The 23,989-nt window shown below is 71.0% G+C and carries 20 protein-coding genes; 9 read left to right on the forward strand and 11 right to left on the reverse strand.

Going from position 1 to position 23,989, the window contains the following annotated elements; genetic code table 11:
* Positions 1-91 precede the first annotated feature (91 nt).
* Entirely contained in the window at positions 92-829 is a 738-nt protein-coding gene (locus AB0M83_RS14370) for a hypothetical protein (RefSeq protein WP_364516962.1), read from the reverse strand.
* A 147-nt stretch (positions 830-976) separates the two neighbouring features.
* Between AB0M83_RS14370 and AB0M83_RS14375 the strand changes: the two genes are divergently transcribed.
* Positions 977-1,927: a threonine/serine dehydratase gene (locus AB0M83_RS14375; protein WP_364516964.1), complete on the forward strand. Its 951-nt coding sequence runs from the start codon at positions 977-979 to the stop codon at positions 1,925-1,927.
* A 97-nt stretch (positions 1,928-2,024) separates the two neighbouring features.
* Here the strand turns inward: AB0M83_RS14375 and AB0M83_RS14380 are convergent, their stop codons facing one another.
* On the reverse strand, positions 2,025-3,581 hold the full coding sequence (locus tag AB0M83_RS14380) for an MFS transporter (RefSeq protein ID WP_364516966.1): 1,557 nt from the start codon (positions 3,579-3,581) through the stop codon (positions 2,025-2,027).
* A 42-nt stretch (positions 3,582-3,623) separates the two neighbouring features.
* On the reverse strand, positions 3,624-4,379 hold the full coding sequence (locus AB0M83_RS14385; RefSeq protein WP_364516968.1) for a GntR family transcriptional regulator: 756 nt from the start codon (positions 4,377-4,379) through the stop codon (positions 3,624-3,626).
* A gap of 148 nt (positions 4,380-4,527) precedes the next feature.
* Between AB0M83_RS14385 and AB0M83_RS14390 the strand changes: the two genes are divergently transcribed.
* A complete protein-coding gene (locus AB0M83_RS14390) occupies positions 4,528-5,574 on the forward strand; it encodes an SIS domain-containing protein (RefSeq protein ID WP_364516970.1) in 1,047 nt (348 codons plus the stop codon).
* Positions 5,571-6,527 (forward strand): BadF/BadG/BcrA/BcrD ATPase family protein, encoded by a 957-nt coding sequence (locus AB0M83_RS14395; RefSeq protein ID WP_364516972.1) that lies wholly within the window; start codon positions 5,571-5,573, stop codon positions 6,525-6,527. The genes AB0M83_RS14390 and AB0M83_RS14395 overlap by 4 nt, the downstream gene beginning before the upstream one ends.
* 109 nt (positions 6,528-6,636) lie before the next feature.
* On the opposite strand, the gene AB0M83_RS14400 is transcribed toward AB0M83_RS14395, so the two are convergent.
* Positions 6,637-7,299 carry a DUF3159 domain-containing protein gene (locus AB0M83_RS14400; RefSeq protein WP_364516974.1) on the reverse strand — a complete coding sequence of 221 codons (663 nt, stop codon included), beginning with the start codon at positions 7,297-7,299 and terminating at the stop codon, positions 6,637-6,639.
* Between the two features lie 252 nt (positions 7,300-7,551).
* Here AB0M83_RS14400 and AB0M83_RS14405 point away from each other — a divergent pair, with 252 nt between their 5' ends.
* The 6 genes from AB0M83_RS14405 to AB0M83_RS14430 all read left to right on the forward strand — a co-directional run bounded on the left by AB0M83_RS14405 (position 7,552) and on the right by AB0M83_RS14430 (position 12,802).
* Positions 7,552-8,370: an SGNH/GDSL hydrolase family protein gene (locus AB0M83_RS14405; RefSeq protein WP_364516976.1), complete on the forward strand. Its 819-nt coding sequence runs from the start codon at positions 7,552-7,554 to the stop codon at positions 8,368-8,370.
* A gap of 882 nt (positions 8,371-9,252) precedes the next feature.
* The gene (locus AB0M83_RS14410; protein ID WP_364516978.1) at positions 9,253-9,999 is read left to right on the forward strand and encodes an OmpA family protein; all 747 of its coding nucleotides are present in this window, start codon (positions 9,253-9,255) and stop codon (positions 9,997-9,999) included.
* A gap of 15 nt (positions 10,000-10,014) precedes the next feature.
* Positions 10,015-10,413 (forward strand): hypothetical protein, encoded by a 399-nt coding sequence (locus tag AB0M83_RS14415; protein WP_364517216.1) that lies wholly within the window; start codon positions 10,015-10,017, stop codon positions 10,411-10,413.
* Positions 10,414-10,469: 56 nt separating this feature from the next.
* On the forward strand, positions 10,470-10,946 hold the full coding sequence (locus AB0M83_RS14420; RefSeq protein ID WP_364516980.1) for a hypothetical protein: 477 nt from the start codon (positions 10,470-10,472) through the stop codon (positions 10,944-10,946).
* Positions 10,943-11,827, forward strand: a complete 885-nt coding sequence (locus AB0M83_RS14425; RefSeq protein WP_364516982.1) for a hypothetical protein — start codon at positions 10,943-10,945, stop codon at positions 11,825-11,827. The genes AB0M83_RS14420 and AB0M83_RS14425 overlap by 4 nt, the downstream gene beginning before the upstream one ends.
* A gap of 306 nt (positions 11,828-12,133) precedes the next feature.
* Positions 12,134-12,802, forward strand: coding sequence for a DUF4190 domain-containing protein (locus AB0M83_RS14430; protein ID WP_364516984.1), 669 nt, complete (start codon positions 12,134-12,136; stop codon positions 12,800-12,802).
* A gap of 305 nt (positions 12,803-13,107) precedes the next feature.
* Here AB0M83_RS14430 and AB0M83_RS14435 read toward each other — a convergent pair whose 3' ends face one another.
* The 7 genes from AB0M83_RS14435 to AB0M83_RS14465 all read right to left on the reverse strand — a co-directional run bounded on the left by AB0M83_RS14435 (position 13,108) and on the right by AB0M83_RS14465 (position 23,987).
* Positions 13,108-15,855 carry a BTAD domain-containing putative transcriptional regulator gene (locus AB0M83_RS14435; RefSeq protein WP_364516986.1) on the reverse strand — a complete coding sequence of 916 codons (2,748 nt, stop codon included), beginning with the start codon at positions 15,853-15,855 and terminating at the stop codon, positions 13,108-13,110.
* A 417-nt stretch (positions 15,856-16,272) separates the two neighbouring features.
* Positions 16,273-17,175: an ectoine hydroxylase gene (gene thpD / locus AB0M83_RS14440; protein WP_364516988.1), complete on the reverse strand. Its 903-nt coding sequence runs from the start codon at positions 17,173-17,175 to the stop codon at positions 16,273-16,275.
* A 31-nt stretch (positions 17,176-17,206) separates the two neighbouring features.
* Complete coding sequence (locus tag AB0M83_RS14445) at positions 17,207-17,596, reverse strand: ectoine synthase (RefSeq protein ID WP_364516990.1); 390 nt, start codon at positions 17,594-17,596, stop codon at positions 17,207-17,209.
* 11 nt (positions 17,597-17,607) lie between these two features.
* Positions 17,608-18,861: a diaminobutyrate--2-oxoglutarate transaminase gene (gene ectB, locus AB0M83_RS14450; RefSeq protein ID WP_364516992.1), complete on the reverse strand. Its 1,254-nt coding sequence runs from the start codon at positions 18,859-18,861 to the stop codon at positions 17,608-17,610.
* Between the two features lie 15 nt (positions 18,862-18,876).
* Positions 18,877-19,389: a diaminobutyrate acetyltransferase gene (gene ectA, locus AB0M83_RS14455; RefSeq protein WP_364516994.1), complete on the reverse strand. Its 513-nt coding sequence runs from the start codon at positions 19,387-19,389 to the stop codon at positions 18,877-18,879.
* Between the two features lie 298 nt (positions 19,390-19,687).
* Positions 19,688-22,642 (reverse strand): patatin-like protein, encoded by a 2,955-nt coding sequence (locus AB0M83_RS14460; protein WP_364516996.1) that lies wholly within the window; start codon positions 22,640-22,642, stop codon positions 19,688-19,690.
* Positions 22,643-22,751: 109 nt separating this feature from the next.
* Complete coding sequence (locus AB0M83_RS14465) at positions 22,752-23,987, reverse strand: DUF445 domain-containing protein (RefSeq protein WP_364516998.1); 1,236 nt, start codon at positions 23,985-23,987, stop codon at positions 22,752-22,754.
* Positions 23,988-23,989: the final 2 nt, after the last annotated feature.

Here is a 23,989-nt window from a genome sequence, read left to right on the forward strand (position 1 = left end):
GCCCGGCTTGTCGCCCCCCCCCTGCCCCTCCCCCACCGCGTTGTTTTCTTTTTTTTTGAATTTTTCCCCAAAAATGCCCAAATCCACGGACCTACGGGGTCGGCGTCGCCGTCACGCCCTTGCTGGTCGGCGGGGTCGTCGTGGCCGGGGCCGAGGTCGACGGCTGCTGGGTCGTCGTGCTCGGGGTCGTCGTCGGCGTGCTCGACGTGGTCGGCGGGCTCGTGGTGTCCGTCGAGGTCGACGGGGTCTCGCTCGGGGACACCTGCGTGTCGTCGGTGCCGGTCGTCGTCGGCGTGGTCGACGGGGCCGGATCCTTGCTCCCCGAACCGCCGCCGAAGATCTTGCCGATGCTCGCGCCCGTGCCGCCCGCCACCTTGCCGCCGGTGGCCGCGTCGACGCCGACCACCGCCAGGATCGCCACCGCGAACGCCACCACGCTCGTCCCGATGATCAACGGCCAGCGCAGTTTCCGCAGCCGCGCGGACAGCCGTGAAGGTTCTTCCGGCGGCTTGGCCAGCTGCACGGTCGGCTGGTCGGTGATGGGCACCTCGGGCCCGGCGTTACCCCGCCGCCGGATCCCGGACGTCGCCAGCTGACGCGCCTTGAGCGCCGCCTCGCGCGTGCGCTGCAACGAGCGCAGGTACAGCTCGCCGCCGACTGTCGACACCACACTCGCGACGCCGGCTCCGACCACGGTGCCCGCCACGCCGAGCGTCGACCCCAGCAGCGCCGCGGTCACCGCCGCGAGCGCCGTCGCCAGCACCTGCGCGATCCTCAGTCCTGATTTCTCTTCCTTCGCTTCGGAAGCCGCTGCGTTCTCCTTGCTCATGATCCCGATCCGGTAGTGAGTCTTCTCCCCTTGTCCAACGTGTAGGGCGCGCGAAGGACTCCCCACGTTGCCACGACGTGAGGAGGGCCACTCCGACCGTCCATAATAGACAGTGCTGATCGAACGTTTTCTTGACATACTCGGCACATGGAACTGGTGACGATCTCTGACATCGAGGCCGCGGCGAAGCGCGTCCAAGGTGTCGCCGTGCGCACGCCCCTGTTGCTCCAGACGTGGGATCCCCGCGGAACCCTGTGGCTCAAACCCGAAAGCCTGCAACCGGTCGGCGCGTTCAAGGTGCGCGGCGCGTTCAACGCGATCGGCGCCCTCGACGAGGAAAGCCGCTCCCGCGGGGTCATCGCCTACTCGAGCGGCAACCACGCGCAGGCAGTCGCCTACGCCGCGCAGCAGTACGGAGTGCCCGCGGTGATCGTCGTGCCGGACGTCGCGCCGCGGATCAAGGTCGAGGCCACGCGCGGGTACGGCGCCGAGGTGATCGAGGTGCCGATCGGCGAACACGAGGGCAAAGCGCACGAACTGGCCGCCGAACGCGGGCTGACCCTCGTCCCGCCCTACGACGACGCGGCCATCATCGCCGGGCAGGGCACGGCCGGCCTCGAGATCGCCGAGGACCTCCCCGACGTCGAGGTCGTGCTGGTGCCGGTCAGCGGCGGCGGGCTGGCCTCCGGCGTCGGCACCGCCATCAAGGCCCGCGCGCCGCGCGCGAAGGTCATCGGCGTCGAGCCCGCGCTGGCCGGCGACACGGCCGAGGGGCTGCGCCTGGGCCGTCAGGTCGACTGGCCCCAGGCCGACCGCGCCCGCACGATCGCCGACGGCCTGCGCGCGCAGCCGTCCGAGCTGACCTTCGCGCACCTGCGGGAGGTCGTCGACGCCATGGTCACGGTCTCGGAGGACGAGATCCGCGAGGCCATGCGCACGCTCGCCCGCAAGGCCCGCCTGGTCGCCGAGCCGAGCGGCGCGGTGACGACGGCGGCGTACCTGTTCCACGCGAGCGAGCTGCCGGCCGGCCGCACGGTCGCGATCGTGTCGGGCGGCAACGCGGACCCGGCCCTGTTCGCCGAGATCCTCGCGGGCTGAGCCGGGCCCCGAGCGCCCCAATGTGGCCTTCGGTGCGTCCAACGCACCGAAGGCCGCCTTGGGTGCGTTGGACGCAACCAAGGCCGCCTTGGGGCGCTTACGAGCCGGCGACCGGGGAGCCGCGGCGGATGTGCGTCGGCGGGCCCTCGACTCCGCAGTGGTAGCACTCGCCCAGGTGGGGGCACTCGTCCGAAGCCGACGTCGAGGCCGCGTCCGGGTCCCCGTCCGGAGACGGCGGCCCGGACGGCGGCGCCAGCACCCCGTTGTGGATGCCCAGCGCGATCAGCCCGCCGGCGATCGCCAGCGCCGCGCAGATGACCAGCGCCATCCGCCAGCCCGCGGTGAGCGCCACCGGGTCGGCGTACGCCTCGCCCGTCAGCCCGGCCGCCGCGGGCAGCACCGCGACAGCCAAGAGCCCACCGGACCGCGCGATCGCGTTGTTGACCCCCGAAGCGACGCCGGCGTAGCGGTCCGGGGCCGCGGCGAGCACCGTCGCCGTCACCGGGGCCACCACCGTCGCCAGGCCGAGCCCGAACACGACGACCGCGGGCAGCACCGTGCCGAGATAGGACGCGCCGGGTGCGATGCGCAGCATCAGCAGCATCCCGATGCCGACGACGATCGGGCCGACCACCAGCTGCACCCGCGGCCCGATGCGCTGGGCCAGCGCGCCCGAACGGCCCGAGAGCAGCAGCATGATCACCGTGAGCGGCAGCCCGGCCAGCCCGGACGCCGTCGGCGAGTAGTGCAGCGACACCTGCAGCTGCATGACCAGCAGCATCATCACGCCGCCGAGCGCCGCGTACATGGCGAAGGTCAGCGCGTTGGCCAGGGTGAACGTCCGGTCGCGGAACAGCGACGGCGGCACCAGCGGCTCGCGCGAGCGGTGCTGGACGACGACGAACGCGGTCAGTCCGGCGATCCCCAGCACGCCCGCGACCAGCACGATCGGGTCGCCGATGCCGCGCGCCGGCGCCTCGACCAGCGCGCCGGTGACCCCGGCGAGGCCGATGGCGCCGAGCGCGGCGGCGCCGAAGTCCGGGTGGCCGGTCGCCTCCGGGTCGCGGGACTCGGGGACGAACTTCCGGGCCATCAGCACGACCGCGATCGCGATCGGCACGTTGATGAGGAACGCGAGCCGCCACGACCAGACCTGGACGAGGAAGCCGCCGAGCAGCGGCCCGGCGGCCGCCGCGATGCCGCCGAGGCCCGACCAGGCGCCGATCGCGCGGGCGCGGGCGTCGTGCGCGAAGGACGACTGGAGGATCGCGAGCGACCCCGGGGTCAGCAGCGCGCCACCGATGCCCTGCAGGATCCGCATCGCGACCAGCATCTCGGTCGACGTGGCGGCGGCGCACAGCCCGGAGGCGACGCCGAACCAGACGACGCCGATGAGGTACATGCGGCGCCGGCCGTACCGGTCGCCGAGCGAGCCGGCGACCAGGATGAGCGCGGCGAGCGCCAGCAGGTAGCCGTCGAGGATCCACTGGAGCCCGGCGACGGAGGCGTTCAGCTCGGCGCCGATGCGGGGCAGGGCGACGTTGACGATGGTGCCGTCGAGCATCGCCATGCCCGAGCCGAGGATGGTGGTGGCGAGCACGCCGCGGGCGGCGTGCGTCCCCCACCGGATCCCGGTGTCTTCGGTGGCAGTCACCCCGCCACTCCACCGTGCGGGGTGATCGCCGTCAACACCGGGTCACGGCATCAGCGTGGTGACGAACTTGTACCGGTCGCCGCGGTAGACCGAGCGCGCGTATTCGACCGGCTTGCCGTCCGTGGCGAACGAGTGCCGGGTCAGCCGGAGCACCGGCATGCCGACGTCCGCGCCGAGCATCTCCGCCTCTTCGGGACCGGCGAGCGACGTCTCGATCGACTCTTCGGCGCGCTCCAGTTCCACTCCGTAATACTCGCGTAGAACGGCGTACAACGAACCGCCCGCCGAGACGTGCTTGCGCAGCCCGCGGAATCGGCCGGCCGGCAGGTGCGAAGTCTCCAGCGCCATCGGCTGCGAGTCCGCCAGTCGAAGCCGTCGAAGGCGAAGAATTTTCGCGCCCGTGCGGATTCCGAGCAGTTTCGCGAGGTCGCCTTCGGCCGGCAGCTCCTCGAGCTCCAGCAGCTTCGAAGACGGCTTCAGACCCTGGCGGCGCATGTCCTCCGTGTAGGACGACAACTGCAGCCGCTGCGCGAGCTTAGGTTCGGCCGCGAAAGTGCCTTTGCCCTGCACACGGTGCAGCCGGCCCTCGGCCGTGAGGTCGGCCAGCGCCTGGCGCACGGTGGTGCGGGAAACCGTGAACTCCCCGGCGAGCGCGCGTTCGGTCGGGATCGGCGAACCGGGCGGCAGTACGTCCAAGAGGTCGAGCAGGTGCTGTTTCAGCGCCCAGTACTTGGGCTCGCGCTGCCCGCGCATCCCGGCGACGGCGCCCGCCTCGCCCGTGGTGGTGGTCTCCAACATGCCCGACTCCCTATGTCTTCCCTCATCGCACGCCACGTCCCCGTAAGAAACGTACCCTTTTCCCCAAACGCGCCGCCCCACTAAGATTGGTCTAGACCTGACCGACGCCGCCTGAGTCCGGTACATAATGCCGGAGGTGGAGAGGAAAATGATGACCGAACAACGGCCCGGCGAGCACATGGCCGCGGAGATCGACCAGCAACCGGACGTCCTGGCCGGACTGGTGGGGCGTCAGGCGGAAATCGCCGAGGTGGCGGAAAAGATCTCACAACGGCCTCCGCGCTTCGCTTTGCTCGCCGCGCGTGGATCGAGCGACCACGCAGCGTTGTACGCGAAGTACCTGATCGAGGTACTGCTCGGCCTTCCGGCTGGTCTCGTCTCCCCGTCCACGGCGACGCTGTACGGCGCGCGGCCCGATCTGCGGGACGTGCTGTTCGTCACCGTCAGCCAGAGCGGCGGCTCCCCTGACCTGATCGAGGTCACCGAAACGGCGCGCCGCCAGGGCGCGCTGACGGTGTCCGTCACCAACACGCCGGACTCGCCGCTGCGGGCGGCGTCCGAGCTCGGTGTCGACATCGGCGCCGGCGTCGAGAAGGCCGTCGCCGCGACCAAGACGTACTCGGCGACGCTGATGGCGCTCTACCTCCTGATCGACGCGGTGCGCGGCGGCAAGGCCGCCGACGCCGAGAAGATCGGCGAGCTGGCGCGGCAGACCCTGGACGGCGCCGCCGAGGGCGTCCAGCGCGCGGTCGACCGGTACCGCTTCGTGGACCGGGTCCTCACCACCGGCCGCGGCTACTCCTACGCCACCGCGCTCGAAGGCTCGCTCAAGCTCGCGGAGACCAGCTACCTCGCCGCCCGCGCGTACAGCGGCGCGGACCTGCTGCACGGCCCGGTCGCGGCGGTGGACGGCGAGACCGCCGTGCTCGCGGTGACCAGCAAGGGCCAGGGCGGCCTGGCGATGCACGAGGTCCTCGACGCCGTCGGCAAGCGCGGCGCGGACGTCCTCGCGGTCGGTTCGGCCGCCTCGGAGGTGCCGGCGGCGCTGCGCATCGACGTCGCCCCGACGGCCGAGGAGCTGGCGCCGATCCTGGAGATCCTGCCCATCCAGCGGATCGCGCTCGGCCTGTCGCTCGCCCGCGGCGGCGACCCGGACAGCCCGCGCGGCCTGCTGAAGGTGACCAAGACGAGGTGAGCTACGCGATCGGCGTCGACGCCGGCGGAACGTCGACCAGGGCCGCACTGGTCGACGCCGCCGGCGCGGTGCTGGGCACCGGGCGCGGCGAAGGCGCCAACCCCAACGCGCACACGCCGGAAGTCGCGGCGGGCCGGATCGCCGACGCGATCACCGCGGCGCTGGGCACGCGCGATCCGGGCGACGTGCGCGCGTCCGTCGTCGGCATGGCCGGGGTCAGCAAGCTCAGCGACGTGCGCGTGGCGGCGGTGTTCGACGCGGCGTGGGCGCGGATCGGGCTCACCGGCGTCCGGGTCGTGGCCGACGCCGAAGTGGCGTACGCGTCCGCGACCTCGGCGCCGGACGGGACCGTGCTCGTCGCCGGCACCGGTTCCATCGCGGGCCGGATCCGCAAGCGCCGGCTGGCCGGCACCGCGGGCGGCTACGGCTGGCTGCTCGGCGACGAAGGGTCCGCCTTCTGGCTCGGCCGCGAAGCCGTCCGATCCACTTTGGAGGCTCTCGGGCGCGACCGGTCCCTCGACGGGTTGCCGTCGGCGGTGCTCGCCACCGCGCTCGGACTGTCCGGTTTGGACGTCCGGACGGACGCGGAGCGGCTCGCGGCGTCACGCGCGTTGATCACGACGGCCAACGCCGAAGCGCCGGTGCGGCTCGCCCGATTCGCCCCTTTGGTGAGCGCGGCGCACGACGCGGGTGAGCCCGCGGCGCGTGAAATCGTCACCCGGGCGGCTGGACTTCTGGTCGCGAACGCCCTCGCCGCGCGCGAACCCGGCGAGTCGACCCCGGTCGTGCTCGTGGGTTCCGTGCTCACCGGAACCAGCCCGGTCGGCGCCCTCGTGCGCCGCGGACTGGCCGGGCTCGAGGTGCTGACCAGCTCCGATGGGGTGCTCGGGGCAGCCTGGCTCGCGGCCGTGGACGCCTTCGGCGAAGGGGTGGCTAGACCAGTATTTCCCTAAAAAATTGAGTAAAACACGACGGGAAGACGCCAAAACGTCGACTGAACCCCGGTCGGCCGGGTAACGTAGTCATCGGCCCCCGGACCCTCCCCCCTCGCCGGGGGCCGCCTTATGTCCTGGGTACGTCGTCCGGAGCGGTTTCCGGGGCCAATCGCAGACCGGGGTGTTCCGGGGGCAGCGCCCGGTAGAGCACCCAGCCGCTCACCGCGACGGTTAGCGCGACCAGCGGCCACGACAGCACCGTGCGGGCCACGCCGAGCGCGATCACCTGGCCGGACCACCACAGCAGGCCGTAGACGACCACCCGCAGCGTGTACTGGCCGAACACCCACACCCAGCTGGCGCGCGAGTACGCCTTCAGCAGCACGGGGTCGCGGCGCCAGCGCGTCTTCTGGCCGAGCACCAGGCCGACGACGACGCCGAGCAGCGGCCAGCGGATCACGATGCTGGCCGCCCAGAGCAGTGCGCTGGCCACATTGGACATCAGCTGCAGCAGGAAGAAGTCCTGGGCCCGGCCGGTGTGCAGGGCGATCAGCGCGGCCGCGACGACGGCGGCGAGGCTGACGACCAGCGCGCGGATCTTCCCGCCGCGGACCATGCGGTAGACCCCGAGGCCCACGGCGACCGCGATGGCGACGCCGGCGCCCCAGGCGATGGACTGCCCGGCCGCGAGCCAGCCGACGACGAAGCCGGCGGGCGGGATGCTGGCGTCGAGCGCGCCCCGGCGGCCACCGAGGATCTGCGCGAGTGACTCACGGGGTTCTGCGGACACGTGTCCAGCGTGCCGGATCCGGCCGCGCAGGCTCCAAGCAGGGAGATTTTCGCCACAAGAGTCTGGTGATTGCCTTCGAGTGTGCTGTCTCACGGCATGGAGAAGGTGAAGACTACGTAATAGAGAGGCGGAGAAGGCCGACAAGATAAGACACTGTTACCGCAGGCTGAACACCGGTGGGGCCCGGATGGTTAGTTGTGGTGTACAACTACATGTCGGGGAGTCGGTCGCAGGACGGGAAGGGGACCCAACGTGTACGGATTCGACAGCTATGTGGCGATCGGGGACAGCTTCACCGAGGGGCTCAACGACGGGCTGCCGGACGGCTCGTTCCGCGGCTGGGCCGACCGGCTCGCCGAGATCCTGGCGGCCGGCCGACCCGGTTTCCAGTACGCGAACCTGGCCCTGCGGGGCAAGATGCTCGACGAGATCATGGACGAACAGCTGCCGATCGCCCTGGAGCTGAAGCCCGACCTGGTCACGCTGTGCGCGGGCGGCAACGACATCATCGTCCCGGGGGCGGACGTGGACGCGGTGGCGGAGCGCCTGGAGGAGGGCGTCGCGAAGCTGCGCGCGGCGGGGATCCCGGTGCTCATCTTCAACGGCCCGGACACGAAGGTGCTGTCCGTGATGTCGGTTCTGCGAGGCAAGGTGGGGATCTACAACACTCATCTGTGGGCGATCGCGGAACGCCACGGCGCCCGCGTGGTCGACCTGTGGACGATGGCGCCCCTCCACGACCGCCGCGCGTGGAGCGACGACCGGCTGCACTTCTCCCCGGAGGCCCACCGGCGCATCGCCCTGAAGGCGGCGGAGGTCCTGGGGATGCCGATCGACGGCGACTGGCGGGAGCCGTGGCCCCCGGAACTGGTCCCGAGCCGCTGGATCGACTCGCGGCGATCGGATTTGACGTGGACGAAGATGCACCTGCTGCCGTGGATCCGGCGGCAGCTGCGGGGGCAGTCCATGGGGGACGGGCTGTCGCCGAAGCGGCCTGAGCTCGCGCCGTTCGTTCCGCTGGAAGTTCTCGAGGTACCGGACAACGCCCAGGCCCAGCAGCAGGCCAGCTGAGGTCCGCCGGGTCTCCTGGGGGCCCTGGGCCCCCTGGGTCCACTGCCGTTCGTGGGCCAGGCGGCGGACGTCATGAACGACTCTTTCCTGTCGCCGGACGAGGTGAACGAGTCGTTCATGACCTCCGTGACCAGGCCCGGCTGAGTCCCCCGCCGCTCCGTGGCCGGCTGGCTGGCCGGCTGGCTGGCTGGCCGGCTGGCTGGCTGGCTGGTCGCGATGCCGTGAATGACTCATTCACGGCGTCCGACGACATGAATGAGTCATTCAAGACACCCAAGCCGCCACCACCGAGCCGACCGAACCCCGTGCCTTTGCCGCCCACCAAGCCCCGAACCCCCAGCATCCCCCGCCGCTCCCAGGCAGGGTTCCGGCAGAGTCACGGTTCAATCGCTTGGCTTCCGCCACTGCCGTGCGACGGATCAAGCCCACTCGCCCGCGGTCCGGACGTCTCGAATGATTCATGCGCGACACCAAGCCCGGCGAAGCCGGGTTCGGTGTCCCCTCCGCCTCGACAGAGGACCGCCTCGCCCGCCGCAGCCGGATTCAAATGACCTGAATGAGTCATTCAGGTCTTGGGAGGTCCTGAATGACCCATTCAAGACGTTTGCCCAGGACACCACGCGCCCGTGGCCTGCGCCGGGGCGGCCAAGCTGACCGCACCACCCGACTTTGCCGCCCACCAAGCCCCAAAGCCCCCCGGGCGTCCCCCGCCGCTCCCAGGGGGGCTGCCCCGAGTCCATCGTATCGGCCACCGCCGACGCAAAGTGCTGAAACGATCACAGCCCCGTCAGTTGTCCACATGTCGACTCCCCTGGGGACAACTTGTGGACGACCACTCTTCCCCGGCTCGCCAACCCGCGTCACCCGGCTTACAGTCCCCTTATGTCCGGTGGTCGTCGCTGGATCCTCGTGGTCCCGATCGCGGTGCTGGTCACCGCTTTGCTGGCGGGGGTCGTCACCTGGGCTCAGGGCGGGAACATCCAGCGTGACCTCACCGCCGACACCCAAGCCGCGCTCGTTGAAGCCGGCCTAGGCAACGGCAACGTCACCTTCGACGGCCGGGACGCCACCCTCAGCGGCTTCGCGCCCGACCAGGCCTTGAGGGCCCTCGAAGTCGTCCAGAACGTCGACGGTGTGCGGGCCGCCCAGCTGCAAGGCGATGTCACCCCCGTGGCGCCGAGCAGCCCGGCACCCACCACCCCCGCCCCCACCGTCAGCCCCAGCACCAGCAGCCCGCCGCCGACGACCAGTGCCACCGCTCCGCCGCCGCCCACCGACAAGGCCGGCGTGCAAGCCGAGATCGACCGGATGCTCGTCGAGGCGCCGATCACCTTCGTGCCGGACACCGCCCGGCTCACCCCCGAAGGTGAACAGGCCGCCCGCGCCGTCGCGATCGCCCTCACGAAGTCGCCCGGCACCTTCCGGTACCGCGTCACCGGCCACGCCGCCCGCGGGTCCGGCAGCGAGAGCGGCGCGCTGAAGCTTTCCCGGGACCGCGCCAGGGCCGTCACGCGGATCCTCACCACCAACGGGCTGACGGCCAAGCGCGTGACCTACCGGGGGCTGGGCGACACCCGGCCCGCCACCGGCGGCGAAGAGGACCGGCGCGTCGAGATCACAGTCGTTTGAGGGGTGAGTGAGCAGATGGTGTGGCTGTTCGGGCAGATCTGGCTGTGGCTGATCATTGCCTTCGCCCTCGGTGCGCTCACCTCGTGGCTCGTCCTGCGCACCGCCCAACGCCCCAAGGCCGCCCCCGAACCCGAGCCGTACGAGCCGGAGCCGTACGAGCCCGAGCCCGAACCGCTGGCCACCGAGCAGACGCAGTTCATCCCCGCGGCCTGGATGCAGCCCGGGACCGACCGGCCCGAAAGCGCCCACGACGACGAAGAACCCGAGCCCGTGGGCCACCGCGAAGGCCGGCTCCCGTTGCCGCCGCAGCGCGGGGCGCAGGACGAGGACTGGCCCACCGAGGAGGAACCCGCCTGGCCGGAGGCCGACGAGGTCACCCCGCAGTGGCCGCACCAGCCTGGACGCGGTGGCTGACACCCATCCTGGTAAGTTCGGCTACGCACTGTGAGCGAGGCCTGAGGAGGGGTGGCGTGGCGCTCCCCCATTGGACGCCCCAGCAAGTACTGCCGCCGGGCCGCCACCCCTGTGACCTCGCCGACGTCTACGAACGCCTGGTCTTCGACGCCCCGCACCAGAACGACCGCGAAATCCTGTTCAGCGCGCTCAACAGCTACCTCGGCGTGGCCCGCCGGATCATCTCGTCCGGCCGCGCCTGGATCGGCGGCGAGCTCGTCACGCGCACCGCGCACCCGCCGCAGGGCCTCGACGTCGTCCTCATCCCGGACGAGTGGGGCGCGCTGAAGCGGCTCGATGACACCGGCCGGTCGGCGCTGTACGGCCTGCTCACCCTGCGCGGCGTGATCGTCGGGCAGCCCGCGATGTACCTGGACCAGGTGCAGCCGGTCGGGGGCATGCTGGACGGCTTCCTGTGCCGCCCCGGCGACGAAGACGTCTGGGCCGAGGTCTGGGCCGAAGGCGGCAAGGGCTACCCGGAGATGATCTGGTGAGGAACGAGTTCCGGCGCATCGCCGACGAGATCCCCGGCGGCACGTGGCTCGACGACCTCGCGCGCGCCTCGGCGATGGCGGCGAACGCCAAGTTCGAGCGGACTTCGCGGTCGCCGCTGCTGCACGTCTCGGTGATCGGCGAGCAGACGATCGACGCGTACACCTTCTCCGACATCAGCCGGGCGCTGCAGGACGCGACGGCGAAGATCGGGCACATCATCCGGAACCCGTCCGGCGAGGTCACCCAGGTCCAGCAGGCCGACCGCGACAAGGCGCCGCTGATCCAGCGCGGCCAGGCGGGCAACGCGATCTTCTTCGGCTTCCCGGAACTCGACGTCTCCGACGACGCGCTGATCGTCGACGGCATCGAGACGCTGTCGGAACGCGCCGTCAAGGAGCTTTGCGACTTCCTGCCGGCGAACGGTTCGGACGACGGCGCGCTCGACGCCGTGCTGCTGCAGCGCGACACCGTCCGCAACGCCGTGAGCGACATCGTCAACGCCGTCGCGAAGAACGCCGGCATCGGCATGGCGCTGACCCCGACCGCGGGCGAGCAGGTCACCCGCAGCATGACCACCGAACAGGCCCGGATCCTCCAGGGCAGCCTCCGGGAGTCGCGCGAGGCCGTCGGCTACGAGACGGTGCGCGGGCGGCTCGACGGCGTCCGCACCCGCCGCCGGATCTTCTACCTCGACCGCGAGTCGGGCGGGACCATCCAGGGCGCGGTGGCGCCGGACCTGCTCGACGAGATCAAGGAGAACCTCGACCGCCCGGTGACGGCCCGGCTGCGCGTCGTGCGGACGACGACGATCGACGGCCGCCGCGGCCGGCCCGTTTTCGAACTCCTCGAAATCACTCCCGAGGTCAGCCTTTTCGACTGAGAAGTCCGATATACGACCTTCGTCTTGAACGCCGATACCGACGGTCGTCGTAGGCCTCACGGCGGTGCCCGGACGCTCGTGCGGTATTTACGCTACCTGCCGTGAGGTCGGCAAACCGACCCTCGAACAGTGGGAACTCCGATATTCTTCCCATTGATCACCGGGCCACACCCTGCGCGCGTTGTCAGGAAATACCGATACCCGGCGCAAAATGGTGGGACAATGACTTTTTCCAGAATGTAACAATTTCGCTCGCGGGCACTCTTATGGGTTAACGTCGTCGCACTCCCACCCGAAGGGGTTCGCATGATGACCGACCCGCAGTACCCGCCGCCGGCCACCGCGCGCCACGGACGGCCCGCGCCACCGGTGACGGCCACGGAGCGTCGTCAGGCGAACGCGAAGCCCGGGCGGAACATCCTCGCGATCGTCGGCCTGCTGCTCGGCGTGGCCGCCCTGGTTGTCGCGTTCGTCCCGGATATCGAGTTCGTCGCGTGGCCGCTGGCCGGAATCGGGCTGGTTCTGGCGGTCATCGGGCTGGTCCAGGTCAAGAAGGGCACGGCGGGCGACCGCGGGCTGGCGATCACCGCCACGGCGGTCTCGGTCGCGGCGCTGCTCACGACGGCGGGGATGCTGCTGTACTCGACCTTCCTCGGCGGCGGCGAGTCCGGGCTGCACCTGCCCGCGCTGGCCGGCGACAAGCACTCCGTGACGTTCCAGGTGACCTCCGCCGGCGGTGCCACCGTGCGGTACGGCAGCCTGTCGGACCAGCGGACGGAAAACGCGCCCGCCAGCACCGACGCCTGGCAGGGCGCGGCGTCCTACAACAATGGTTCCTACCTGTTGACGCTGACCGCGGACACCCGCAATGCGCAGCTCAACAACATAATCAGCTGCGCCATTCTGGTCGACGGCAAGAAGGTCGCGGAAAACAGCGGGACGACGATCGCGCTCTGCACGGCGAACGTGGGCTGAGCCGCGGGTTTCCGCCGAGCCTGGCGACCGGCCGGCCCACCCCCACGTCGGCCGGCCGGGCCGCCACGAGCCGCTCCTGGCGGCTCCCGGCCCCGGCGGGGGTTTCCCGCACGGGGCCCGGCGCCGGCGTCTCAGCCTGCCCCTCCCCTAGGGCTCAGCCGGCACTGCCGAACCTACGCGGACGCCGTCCGGGGGCACTAAGAATCCACTAAGGATTCACCGCCGGAGCCGCGTCGTGATCCATTCGCAACCGGCATTCTCGCCACGAATGTGGATCCCCGCCGGAAAGTTGTCGCGCGAAATCTTCACTGCAGTTCGGCGAGTTCGGTCCGCACCTCACCGACCAGCTTCGGATGCACCCGCTCGTAAATGCGGACCGACAACGCCAACTGCTCCCGCGCACCGTCGAGATCGCCGCGCGCCCGCAGTATGCGGCCCAGCGTCAGCCGCAGCGCGCCCTCGCGGGCCGCGAACTCGCGGCTGATCGCCAGGTCGATCGCCTCCCAGACGTACCGCTCCGCCGCCTCCAGGTCACCGGTCCGGAGGCTGAGCCCGGCCAGCTTGTCCAGCGAGACGACCACCCGGTCGTCGTCGCCGAGCGAGCGGTCGATCGCCAGCCCCGCCAGCTGGTGAGCGAGCGCGTCGGCGAGGCGGCCGGCTCGCTTCTCCGCCTGCGCGCAGCTGCTGAGCGCCTGGCCGCGCAGCGTGACGTCCGGGGCCTCCGCGATCGCCCGCGTCAGCCGGTCGATGGCCTTCTCGTGCTCGCCGCGCCGGCTCAACGCGCGGCCGAGCTGCAGGCCGGCCGACGTGCTCAGCGCCGTGTCCGGCACGCGCGCGGACAGCTCCAGCGCCCGCTCGGCGTCGGCCAGACCCGCGCCCGGCAGCTCGAACGTCAAGGCGATCTCGCACCGCGCGAGCCGCAGCCAGCACTGGCCGGCGACGTCGCCCGCGGCTTCGGCGGCGGCGACGCCGAGGTCGGCCATCCGCGACCACTCGTCCGGCAGCGGGCACGCGACGCGGTACGTGTGGCCCAGCAGCGCCAGCCGCCAGACGTCGTCGTGGCGACCGGCCGCGTAGGCGGCGTCGAGGACCGCGAGCAGGTTCGGCCACTCGGCCGCGAACCAGTCCTGCGCCTCGCCGAAGCCGGTCAGCGGCGGCATCGCCTCGTCGGCGAGCACGCCGGTGAAGTCCAGCGGGTCGGCGACGTGGCCCAGCCGGCGCCGCGCCCGGTCGGCCACCGCCTGGTAGTAGCGGACCGTCCAGCCGAACGCCTCGTCGCGTTCCTTCTCGCCGAGCTCCTGCTCCGCCAGCTCCCGCAGGTAGAGCCAGACGAGGTCGTGCGGCACGAAGACGTCCCGGGCGGTCTCGGCGATCAGGTTGTGCGCGGCCAGCACCCGCAGCCGCCGCCGGGCCTCGACGACCGGGATCTGCGCCACCGCGGCCATCAGGTGCGGCCCGACCAGCACGCCGGGCACCGCGCCGAGCTGCAGGAACGTCTCGGCGATCTCGCCGGGCAGACCGCGGAACGAGACGTCGAAGGCGGCGCGCACACCCTCTTCGGCGCCGTCGACCTGCAACCCGGCCAGCCGGGTGCGCTCGTTGCCCAGCTCGTCGACCAGCTCTTCGGCGGTGCGCTGGGCGCTCGCCGAAAGCCGCGCGCCGGCGATCCGGAGCGCGAGCGGGAGGTAGCCGCAGAGCCGCGCGAGGGCGTGGTTGAGGTCGGCCGGACCGGCGAGCTCCTCGATGAGCCGGACGGCGTCGTCCGGCGCGAGCGTGCCGAGCACGCGCTGCTTGGCCGCGTTCGACACGGCCAGCCCGTCGAGGCGCGACCGGCTGGTCACCACGGTCATCGTCCGCGCGCTCGGCGGCAGCAGCGGGCGCACCTGCTCGGCGGTGCGGGCGTCGTCGAGCAGCACGAGCATCCGCCGTTGGGCGATCAGCGACCGGTACAGCGCGACGCGTTCGTGGAGCAGTTCCGGGATCTTCGCGGTCTCGACGCCGAGGCCGAGCAGGAACTGCGTCAGCAGCTCGGCGGGCTCCAGCGGCGGGTGGTGGGGGTCGAAGCCGCGCAGCGAGGCGAACAGGACGCCGTCCGGGAACCGCGGCGCGACCCGGTGCGCCCACCACACGACCAGGGAGCTCTTGCCGACCCCGGCGGTCCCGGTGACGATCGCGATCGTCGTTTCGCCGGCCTCGGCGCGGGTGACCAGGCTGTCGAGCCAGGCCAGCTCGTCGGCGCGCCCGGCGAGGCTCGGCACCGCGGCGGGCAGCTGCGAGATCGGCTTGCCCGGCTCCTCGGCGGTGGCCGGGACGGCGGAGGTGGGCGCCGGGAGGTCGTCGTTGAGCACGCGCTCGTGCAGCCAGCGCAGCTCGGCGCCGGGTTCGACACCCAGGGTGCGGAGGGTGGCGCGCGAGACGGTCCGGTACAGCTCGAGCGCGTCCCCGCGGCGACCGGCGTGGTACAGCGCCCGCATGAGCTGGCCGGCGGTCCGCTCGGCGAGGGGATCGGCGCGGACGATCGGGCTCAGCTCGACGATCAGCTCGGCGTGCCGGCCGAGGCCGAGGTCGGCGTCGACGCGGGCGCCGTGCACGGCGAGGCGCAGGTCCTCCAGCTCGGGTGCCCGCAGCGAGTCGGGCACGCCGCCCAGCGCCGGGCCCTGCCAGAGCGCGAGCGCCTCGGCCAGCAGCGCGGCGGCGACGTCGGGGGTGGCCTGCGACGCGCGGTCCAGCAGGCTGCGCGCCCGGTGGACGTCGATCCGGTCGGGTTCGATCGCCAGGCGGTAGCCCGGCGGGGTGGTCAGGATGCTCGGGCCGTCGATGTCGCGCAGGATCCGCCGCAGGTGGGAGACGTTGCCGTGGACGATGGTCCGGGCGGTGGCGGGCGGATCGTGGCCCCAGAGGGCGTCGATGATCTCGTCGAGCCCGACGACCTTGCCGGCCTTGAGCGCGAGCAGGGCGAGCAGGCCGCGGACGCCGGGACCGCCGATCGGAACGGCGATATCGCCGTCGAAGAGCTGGACGGGCCCGAGCAGCTGCAACCGGGTTTCGGCCATGCTCGCGCCCACCTCCCCGGGGTCTCCCTCGCCGCGAAATCAACCTACCGTGGTGACCGGTTGTCGAGCAGGGCCGGTACCAGGAGTTTTGGCGGTTCTGCGGATTCCGCAGCGCCGAGTGGGACGCGGTGCGACATCCACCGGCGATCCGTCACCCCGGACATGCCACGACCCCGTACCGGCGGTCCCGAGCCGCTGGTACGGGGTCGTGGTGGAACTCCCGGCCGGGCCGCCAGGGGGCGCGGTCCGCCCGTCCGTCACCACCGGCGACCGGGCGGGTGGGCTCACCCCGAGCGAAGCACCCGCCGGTCGTCAGCGAAGACGTTTGTTGCGCGAGCCACACGCCCGCGCGGTGGCGACACGGTAACAAAGCGCACCGGGCCGGTCACCGCCGGGCCACCGGCTCGGCAGACCGGCTCAGCGCGAGATCGGTGTCGAGTCGCGGCCGGCGATGAACGCGGGCCGCGGGGCGCTCGCCGCGAACGGCTCCTGCAACGCGTTCTCCACGCTGTTGAACACCAGGAAGATGTTCGAGCGCGGGTACGGGGTGATGTTGTTGCCGGAGCCGTGCATGATGTTCGAGTCGAACCACAGCGCCGAGCCGGCCTGGCCGGTGAACTGGTCGATGCCGTGCTCGGCCGCCATCTTCGTGATGTCGTCCTCGCTCGGCACGCCCACCCGCTGGTCCTTGAGCGACGACTTGTAGTTGTCGTCCGGCGTCTCGCCGGCGCACTGGACGAACGTCCGGTGCGAGCCCGGCATGATCATCAGGCCGCCGTTGAACGGGTAGTTGTCCGTGAGCGCGATGGAACAGCTGACCGCGCGCGGGGACGGCATGCCGTCCTCCGCGTGCCAGGTTTCGAAGTCCGAGTGCCAGTAGAACCCGGTGCCCTTGAACCCGGGCATGTAGTTGACGCGGCTCTGGTGGATGTACACCTCGGAGCCGAGCAGCTGCCGGGCCCGGTCCAGCACGCGCGGGTCGCGCACCAGCTCGGCGATCAGGTCCGAGATCTCGTGGACGTCGAAGATCGACCGGACTTCACCGGTCTTCGCCTCGGTGATGACGCGCTCGTCCCGGGCCAGCTCCTCGTCGGAGGACAGCCGCACCAGCTCCTGCCAGTACGTCTGGACCTCCCCGACGGAGAGCATGTTCTCGACCACGGTGTAGCCCTTGGTCTCGTGGTTCGCCAGGGTGGCGGCGTCGATCGGGCCGTCGGCTTCGGTACCCCACACGGTGGGGTGCACGCGCGGCAGCTGGGCCGGCGTACCGGTGATCCGGGTCGGGTAACCGTCGTCGACCCGGGTGTCCATCAGCGTCACGGGGTTCGCCTCCTGTTTTCCTTTCCGGTGCTCATTCCTCGGTGATCAGCGGATACACACCGTTTTCGTCGTGGACTTCGCGGCCGGTCACCGGCGGGTTGAACACGCACACGCACTTGATCTCGGTCTTCGGCCGGACCTGGTGCTTGTCGTGGTCGTTGAGCAGGTACAGCGTGCCGGGCTTGAGCTCGTACACCTTGCCGGTGGCGAGGTCTTCGATCTCGCCTTCGCCGGAGGTGATGAACACCGCCTCGATGTGGTTGGCGTACCAGAAGTCGTTGACCGTCCCGGCGTAGAGCGTGGTCTCGTGCACCGAGAAGCCGACACCCTCCTTGGCCAGGATGATGCGTTTGCTGCGCCAGTTCGGGGTCTTGATGTCGGCGTCGGTGTCGGTCACCTCGTCGAGGGTGCGGACGAGCACGTCGTACTCCTTTACTTCTTCAGGACGGCCTTGATGGACTCGTCGATGATCGACAGGCCCTGGGTGAGCTCGTCGTCGGTCAGGGTCAGCGGCGGCAGCAGCTTCATGACTTCGCCGTCGGGGCCGGAGGTCTCCATCAGCAGGCCGCGCGCGAACGCTTCCGCGCAGACGCGGCCGGCCAGCTCGCCGTCCCCGAACTCCAGGCCGCGCGCGAGGCCGCGGCCCTTGGCGACGAGGTTCGCGTCCGGGTAGGCCTCGACGATGCCCGAGAACGCGGCGGCGATGCGCTCGCCCTTCGCCTTGGTCGACTTCTCGAGCTCGTCGTCGCTCCAGTAGACGTTGATCGCCTCGGTCGCGGTGACGAACGCGGGGCTGATGCCGCGGAAGGTGCCGTTGTGCTCGCCCGGCTCCCAGACGTCGAGCTCCGGCTTGATCAGCGTGAGCGCCATCGGGATGCCGTAGCCGCCGATGGACTTCGACAGGCAGACGATGTCCGGCTTGATCCCGGCGTCCTCGAAGCTGAAGAACGGCCCGGTGCGGCCGCAGCCCATCTGGACGTCGTCGAGGATCAGCAGGATGTTGTGGCGCTTGCAGAGGTCGTCGAGCCCCTTCAGCCACTCCAGGCGCGCGGCGTTGATGCCGCCCTCGCCCTGCACGCCTTCGACGATCACGGCGGCCGGCTCGTTGAGCCCGCTGCCGGAGTCTTCGAGGAGCTTCTCGAAGTAGAGGAAGTCCGGCATGGCGCCGTCGAAGTAGGCGTCGTACGGCATCGGCGTGGCGTGCACCAGCGGGACACCGGCGCCGCCGCGCTTCATCGAGTTGCCGGTGACCGACAGCGCGCCCAGCGTCATGCCGTGGAACGCGTTGGTGAAGTTGATGACCGATTCCTTGCCGGTCACCTTGCGCGCCAGCTTCAGCGCGGCCTCGACGGCGTTCGCGCCACCCGGACCGGGGAACACGACCTTGTAGTTCAGGTCGCGCGGGTCGAGGATCTTGTCGCGGAAGGTCTGCAGGAAGTCGCGCTTGGCCACGGTGAACATGTCGAGCGCGTGGGTGACGCCGTCACGCTGGATGTAGTCGATCAGCGCCTGCTTCAGGTGCGGGTTGTTGTGCCCGTAGTTCAGCGCGCCGGCCCCGGCGAAGAAGTCCAGATAGGGCTTTCCGCTCTCGTCGTAGAGGTGGCTGCCCTGGGCGCGGTCGAACACGACCGGCCAGCCGCGGCTGTAGCTGCGGACCTCGGATTCGAGCTCTTCGAAGATGCTCATGACGGTTCTTTTCTCCTACTCGCCCGGATCTTTGCGTACTGAGAGCGGACCGATGCGGTAAAGCTCTTCCGGCAGATGTTCACCATCGCCGGGGAAATCCGCGCCGGCGAACAGCTCCGTGGTTTCCACCGACGCCTCCCAGCGCTTCGCGAAGGAGGTGAACAGCCGGATGGACGCTTCGTTGTCCGGGGTGATGGTGGTCTCGAGGTAACGCACCCCGGTGGCGACGAGCCGCGTGTACAGGGCGTCCAGCAGCTTGCCGGCCAGGCCCTTTCCCCGCTGCGACGCGTCGACCGCGACCTGCCAGACGAACCCGACGTCGGGTTCTTCCGCCCGGCGGTAGCCGGTCACGAACCCGACCGCCTTGCCGTCCTCGCGCGCGACCACCGATGTCTCGGCGAAATCGCGGCACCACAGCATGTATGCGTACGGCGAGTTGAGATCGAGCTTGGCGGAATCGCGCGCGATTCGCCACAGCTGCGCGCCGTCCGCCTTGGTCGGCGATTCGATCAAGTGCGTTACGGACATACTCAGGAAACGTAACAGAGAATTTTCGACCTGCCAGCGACGCAGCTCACGACCCCCGCAATGACCTGGGGCGACGCGGAGTACCCGGTGAGCAGTCCCACAAACATGTTTGATGCGGACGTGCGCAGGGCATCGGCCTGTCCCGGTCGCGCACCCGTGGTTCACGACCTTCCCGAACCATGAACCTTCGGAGCCGTGATCGCAAGGCGACGGGCCGTGTTCCGCACGATTCCGCACGAGCGGCGCCCGCCACCGGACGCTTCTCTCCCAGCGGCCCGCGGACCGTGGATTCGTCCGGTCAGGCGCGGCGCCGGCTCCGGAGCCGGCGCCGGATCCCGCTCACCGGCATCACCACCGCCGGCAGGATCAGCAGCCCGGACACCACGAGCCACCACACAGCGCCCTCGCCGCGCCGCCAGCCCGCCACCACGTTCCCCAGCCAGCCGAAGAACGGCCGCGCGATCGGCGGCAGGAACGCGGCCAGCAGCAGCGCCGCCACGACCAGCACCCCCAGGACCGCGAACAGCCGGCGCGCGGAACGGCCCATCGTCAGCAGCGCCGTCGCGAGGTAGATGACCGCGCCCGCCAGCACCGGGAGGCCGATCCACTGCAGGATCACGCCGCCGCTGTCGCCGATCACCAGGCCCGCCAGCAGCGCCAGCACACCTGCGGCCAGCGAACCCGGCGTCCCCAGCTTGGACGCGCTCCGGGTGACCTTCGCCGTGCTGCGCGCGACCGTCCGCAGGATGCCCGCGACCGTCTTCGGCCAGCCGCCGGGCAGGCGGAACGCCACCGTCCCCGCGTTGACCGTCGCGGCGCCGAGCTTCACCAGCGTCCGCGTGAGCTGGGCCGTGCCCTGCTCGCCCGCGAGCTTCTCCGCCGACACCCGGCACGCCTGGAACACGCGCTGGGCGGCGGCCGCGTCGGCGATCGGCTGCGCGGCCCGCGCGCGGAACCCGGCCGACGCCGCGCCGCTGCAGCCGCTCACCTTCACGTCGGCGGCCGCCTGCTTCGCGACGACCGGCAGCTCCTCCGCGGCGATCTCCGCCTGGCGGCCGCGGGCCAGCACCATCGCCGTCACCGGCATGCTGACCGGCCGCCCGGTGGTGAAGTCCACGGCGTTCAGCGCCGAGTCCAGCCCGAGGAACGCGAGTTCGGCGTCGAGCTGGCCGGTCAGCTCCGCCACCTCGGCGGGCTCGGCGTTGTCGTCGCGACCGGGCCCTCGCCAGAGCGGCTTCAGCGCGGCGACCAGCTCGTCGCGGAAGGCGTCCGCCCCGACGAGGTCGCGCAGGGTCTCCAGCCGCCGCGGGTCGAGCAGGCACTGCACCAGCCAGCCGGCGCCGTCGACCCGGCCCCACATCCAGTCGCTGGCCCGCCACGACGACTTGTAGAACGCGCCGAAGTAGTCGGCCTGCATCCCGGTCAGCTTGTCTCCCGACCGGCGGCGCTTCAGGTCCAGCAACGTCCGCGAATCGGCGCTGACCTGCACGAGCTCGACCCGCTGGTCGACCGACGGCGCCTGCGCGAGCAGCCCCCGCGTCGCGACGTGCAGGCCGAGCAGCCGCGCTTGGACGACGTCGTCACCGCCGTCGGGTAGCGCCAGCCAGTCGAGCAGTGTCTTGACCGTCCCGGGGGACTCGTCGCTCAGGGTCCGCAACGTGGGCGCCGCCGCCCGCAGCGCCGTCACGACCATCGGCCAGGCCTGCGCGACGACGTCCGAGCGGCCGAGCCCGGCCCACTCCTCGGCGAGCTCGCGGATCCAGGTTTCGAGGGTGCTGCTCGCGCCGGGTTCGTCGTGCCCGGCGACCCACTGCGCGAGCCGCGTGCCCCGCGCGGACTTCTTCCGCGCCGCGTGCAGCCCCGCTCGCGCGTTGTTGAGCTCCTTCGCCTGCGCGGGATCGGGGCCCAGCCGGAACCCGGCGTTGATCAGCTGCAGCCCGGTCGCCACGGCGTCGTCGAGCGCGCTCGTGCGGTACGCGACGAGGTCCGCCACGGTCATGCTCGCCGACGGCGGCTCGGGCGGGATGCCGCTGCTCAGCCCGGCCACGGCGACCGCGCGCAGCTGCTGCGACATTCCCGAGGCCCACTCCCGGTCCTCGGTGTCCACACCGGACAGTGCGTACCGGCGGGTGGCGACGCCGACCAGCTCGGCCGCGTCCTCGGCCGTCCGCCGCTCCAGGTAGGACGTGGCGATCCCCTGGTCGATCAGGCACTCCGGACCGCCGCGCAGGCCCAGCGCCGCCAGCGAGACGCGGGTGTCACGGGTCCGGACGACGGCGTCGTTGTGCCGGGTCAGGTCCTCCAGCTCGGCGCTGATCGACTGGCTCATCACCGTCGCGACGACCTTGCTCATCGCGTTCGACAGCAACGGCGGGTTCGCGGCGTCGCAAGGGACTTCGGTCGCCTCCCGCTCACCGGTCGGCACGACGTAGAGCAGCAGCCGCCGGACATCGGCGTGCGAGGGGCGTTCGAAGATCTCCCGCAGCGCCGGCCGCAGCGGCTTGTTGAGCAGCACCCCGCCGTCGGTCAGCCAGTGCGAGCGGGTCAGGTCGGTGTAGGCGGTCATGTCGGGGTGCAGCTCGTCGGCGGCGGCGTCGCCGATCGGCATCCGCGACAGCTCGAAGGCGCCCGGGAACGACGCCGTGGAGCGCGCGGCCAGCGCCAGCGGGCCCTGCACGCCTTGCGTCCACAGTGGACCATCGAAGCGGAAGAGCATCCGATGTTCGGTGTCCCGCACGAGGTTCCCGAGCGCGTCGTCGAACCGGGTGGTCTCGCCGTCGATCATGGTGCCGGTGAGCAGCACGGTGACGTCCGGTGGCTCGGCGGGCGCGGAGCCGGCGTCGGTGATCCGGTGCAGCGCCCGTTCGAAGTCGGCGAGCAGCACGCGATCGCCGTCGAGGATCGACCGCGGCTGCGCTTCGTCCGGGTCGCGGACGAGGTTCTCCAGCGAGCCGACCTCGATCCAGGTGTCCCGCAGCATCTGCGGCGTGGAGCCGAAGGCCTCGGCCAGGCCGAGGCAGGCGGCGTTGACCCCGCCGGCGCTGGTCCCGGTGAGGACGTCGATCGACACCGTCGCGCGCAGGAGGTCGAGCAGCTTGCGGTAGAGCCCGGGCTCGGCGTCACCTCTGGACTCGCGCAGCAGCTGCGACGTCTCGGTGGCGACCCCGCCCATCCAGATGGCGAGGCTGGCGCCACCCACCATCGTCATCGCCAGGCGGATCTCCTGCTGCCACGGTTCGGCTGGTTGAGGCATGGGGCTCCCCCGCCCGTCGTCGTCCTGACGCAGAGTAGAGGCGCAAGGTGAGCGCGGGGATACGTCCGGGTGTACGGCCGTTCGGGTGGACTTCCTCGCCCGGCCGGGCTCAGGCCGCCAGGTGCTCCAGGAGGAGGACCTGACCTTCACCGACCGCGAAGCCCAGCACCGCGCCCGTGGCGATCAGGATCCACTCGTCCTGCTCGAAAGCCGGCCGGAGCAGCCGCTCGAACTCGTGCGGGGACAGCTCCTTCATCTTCGACACCAGCACGTTGCGGATGTCCATCGCGTCCGTCGCGTAGTCCTCGATGTAGCGCATCGTCTCCGGCAGCCGGGACATGATCTGCTCCGCGATCGCCAGCTTGACGTCCTGGTACTTCCGGCTGCCGACCGCGAACACCAGCAGCGGCTTCGCGACGCTCCCGAGTTCCCGGTCGAGCTGGCGCTGGATCAACGCCAGGACCCGGTCGGACAGCGGCCCGTGCAGGATCGCCTCGATGACGTTGTGCGGCGTGATGATCTCCTGCGCGATCAGCGCCCCGTACGCCTCCGCGACCTCCGCGCGCCGCTTGAGGAACAGCCCCTGCCACGTGACCCCGAAGTACTTGCGCGGCTCGATCGGGAAGAAGATCATCCGCAGCGCCAGCCAGTCGGTGAACCAGCCGGTGAACAGGCCGAACAGCGGCATGATCAGCGGGAACTTGAACAGCACCCAGGCCACCATCTGGATCACGCCGATCGCGCCGCCGAACACCAGACCCGAGCGGGCGATGAACTTGAACTCCTTCGCGCCCGCCTCCTGGAAGATGCGGTTCAGCAGGCGCTTGTCCTTGACCAGGCTGGTGACCACCATGCCCTTGAGGTCGAACACACTGTCCACATCGGACTTGATCAGGTCGAGCACGGCCGCGACCATCCGCGGCGACTCGTGCTGGACGCGCTCGATCACCAGCCGCTGGACCCGCACCGGCAGCGACTCCCACAGCCCCGGCTGGTAGTGCCCCGCGACCTCGCGCACGATGTCCTCGACCCCCGCGAGCAGCGGTTTTTCGATCTCCTTCGCGATCCGGGAGGCGTCCAGCCGCGCGACGACCTCGGCCGGCTTGATCAGCTGCTCGGTCATCGTGTCGCAGGCGATGCTCGCCATCCGCGCCGCGCGCTTGGGGACGATGCCCTGCCAGCCGAAGAACGGCTTGACGCCGATGAACTCCACCGGCTGGAACATCATCCGGATCGCGACGAGCTTGGTGCCGTAGCCGATCAGCGCAGCGACGACCGGGATCGAGACGTAGAGGGGCCAGTGCTGCGCGAAGTCGGCGACGATGCCGGCGAGGAACGACCCCATCC

The organism is Amycolatopsis sp. NPDC051106 (genome assembly GCF_040682775.1).
Lineage (GTDB): Bacteria > Actinomycetota > Actinomycetes > Mycobacteriales > Pseudonocardiaceae > Amycolatopsis.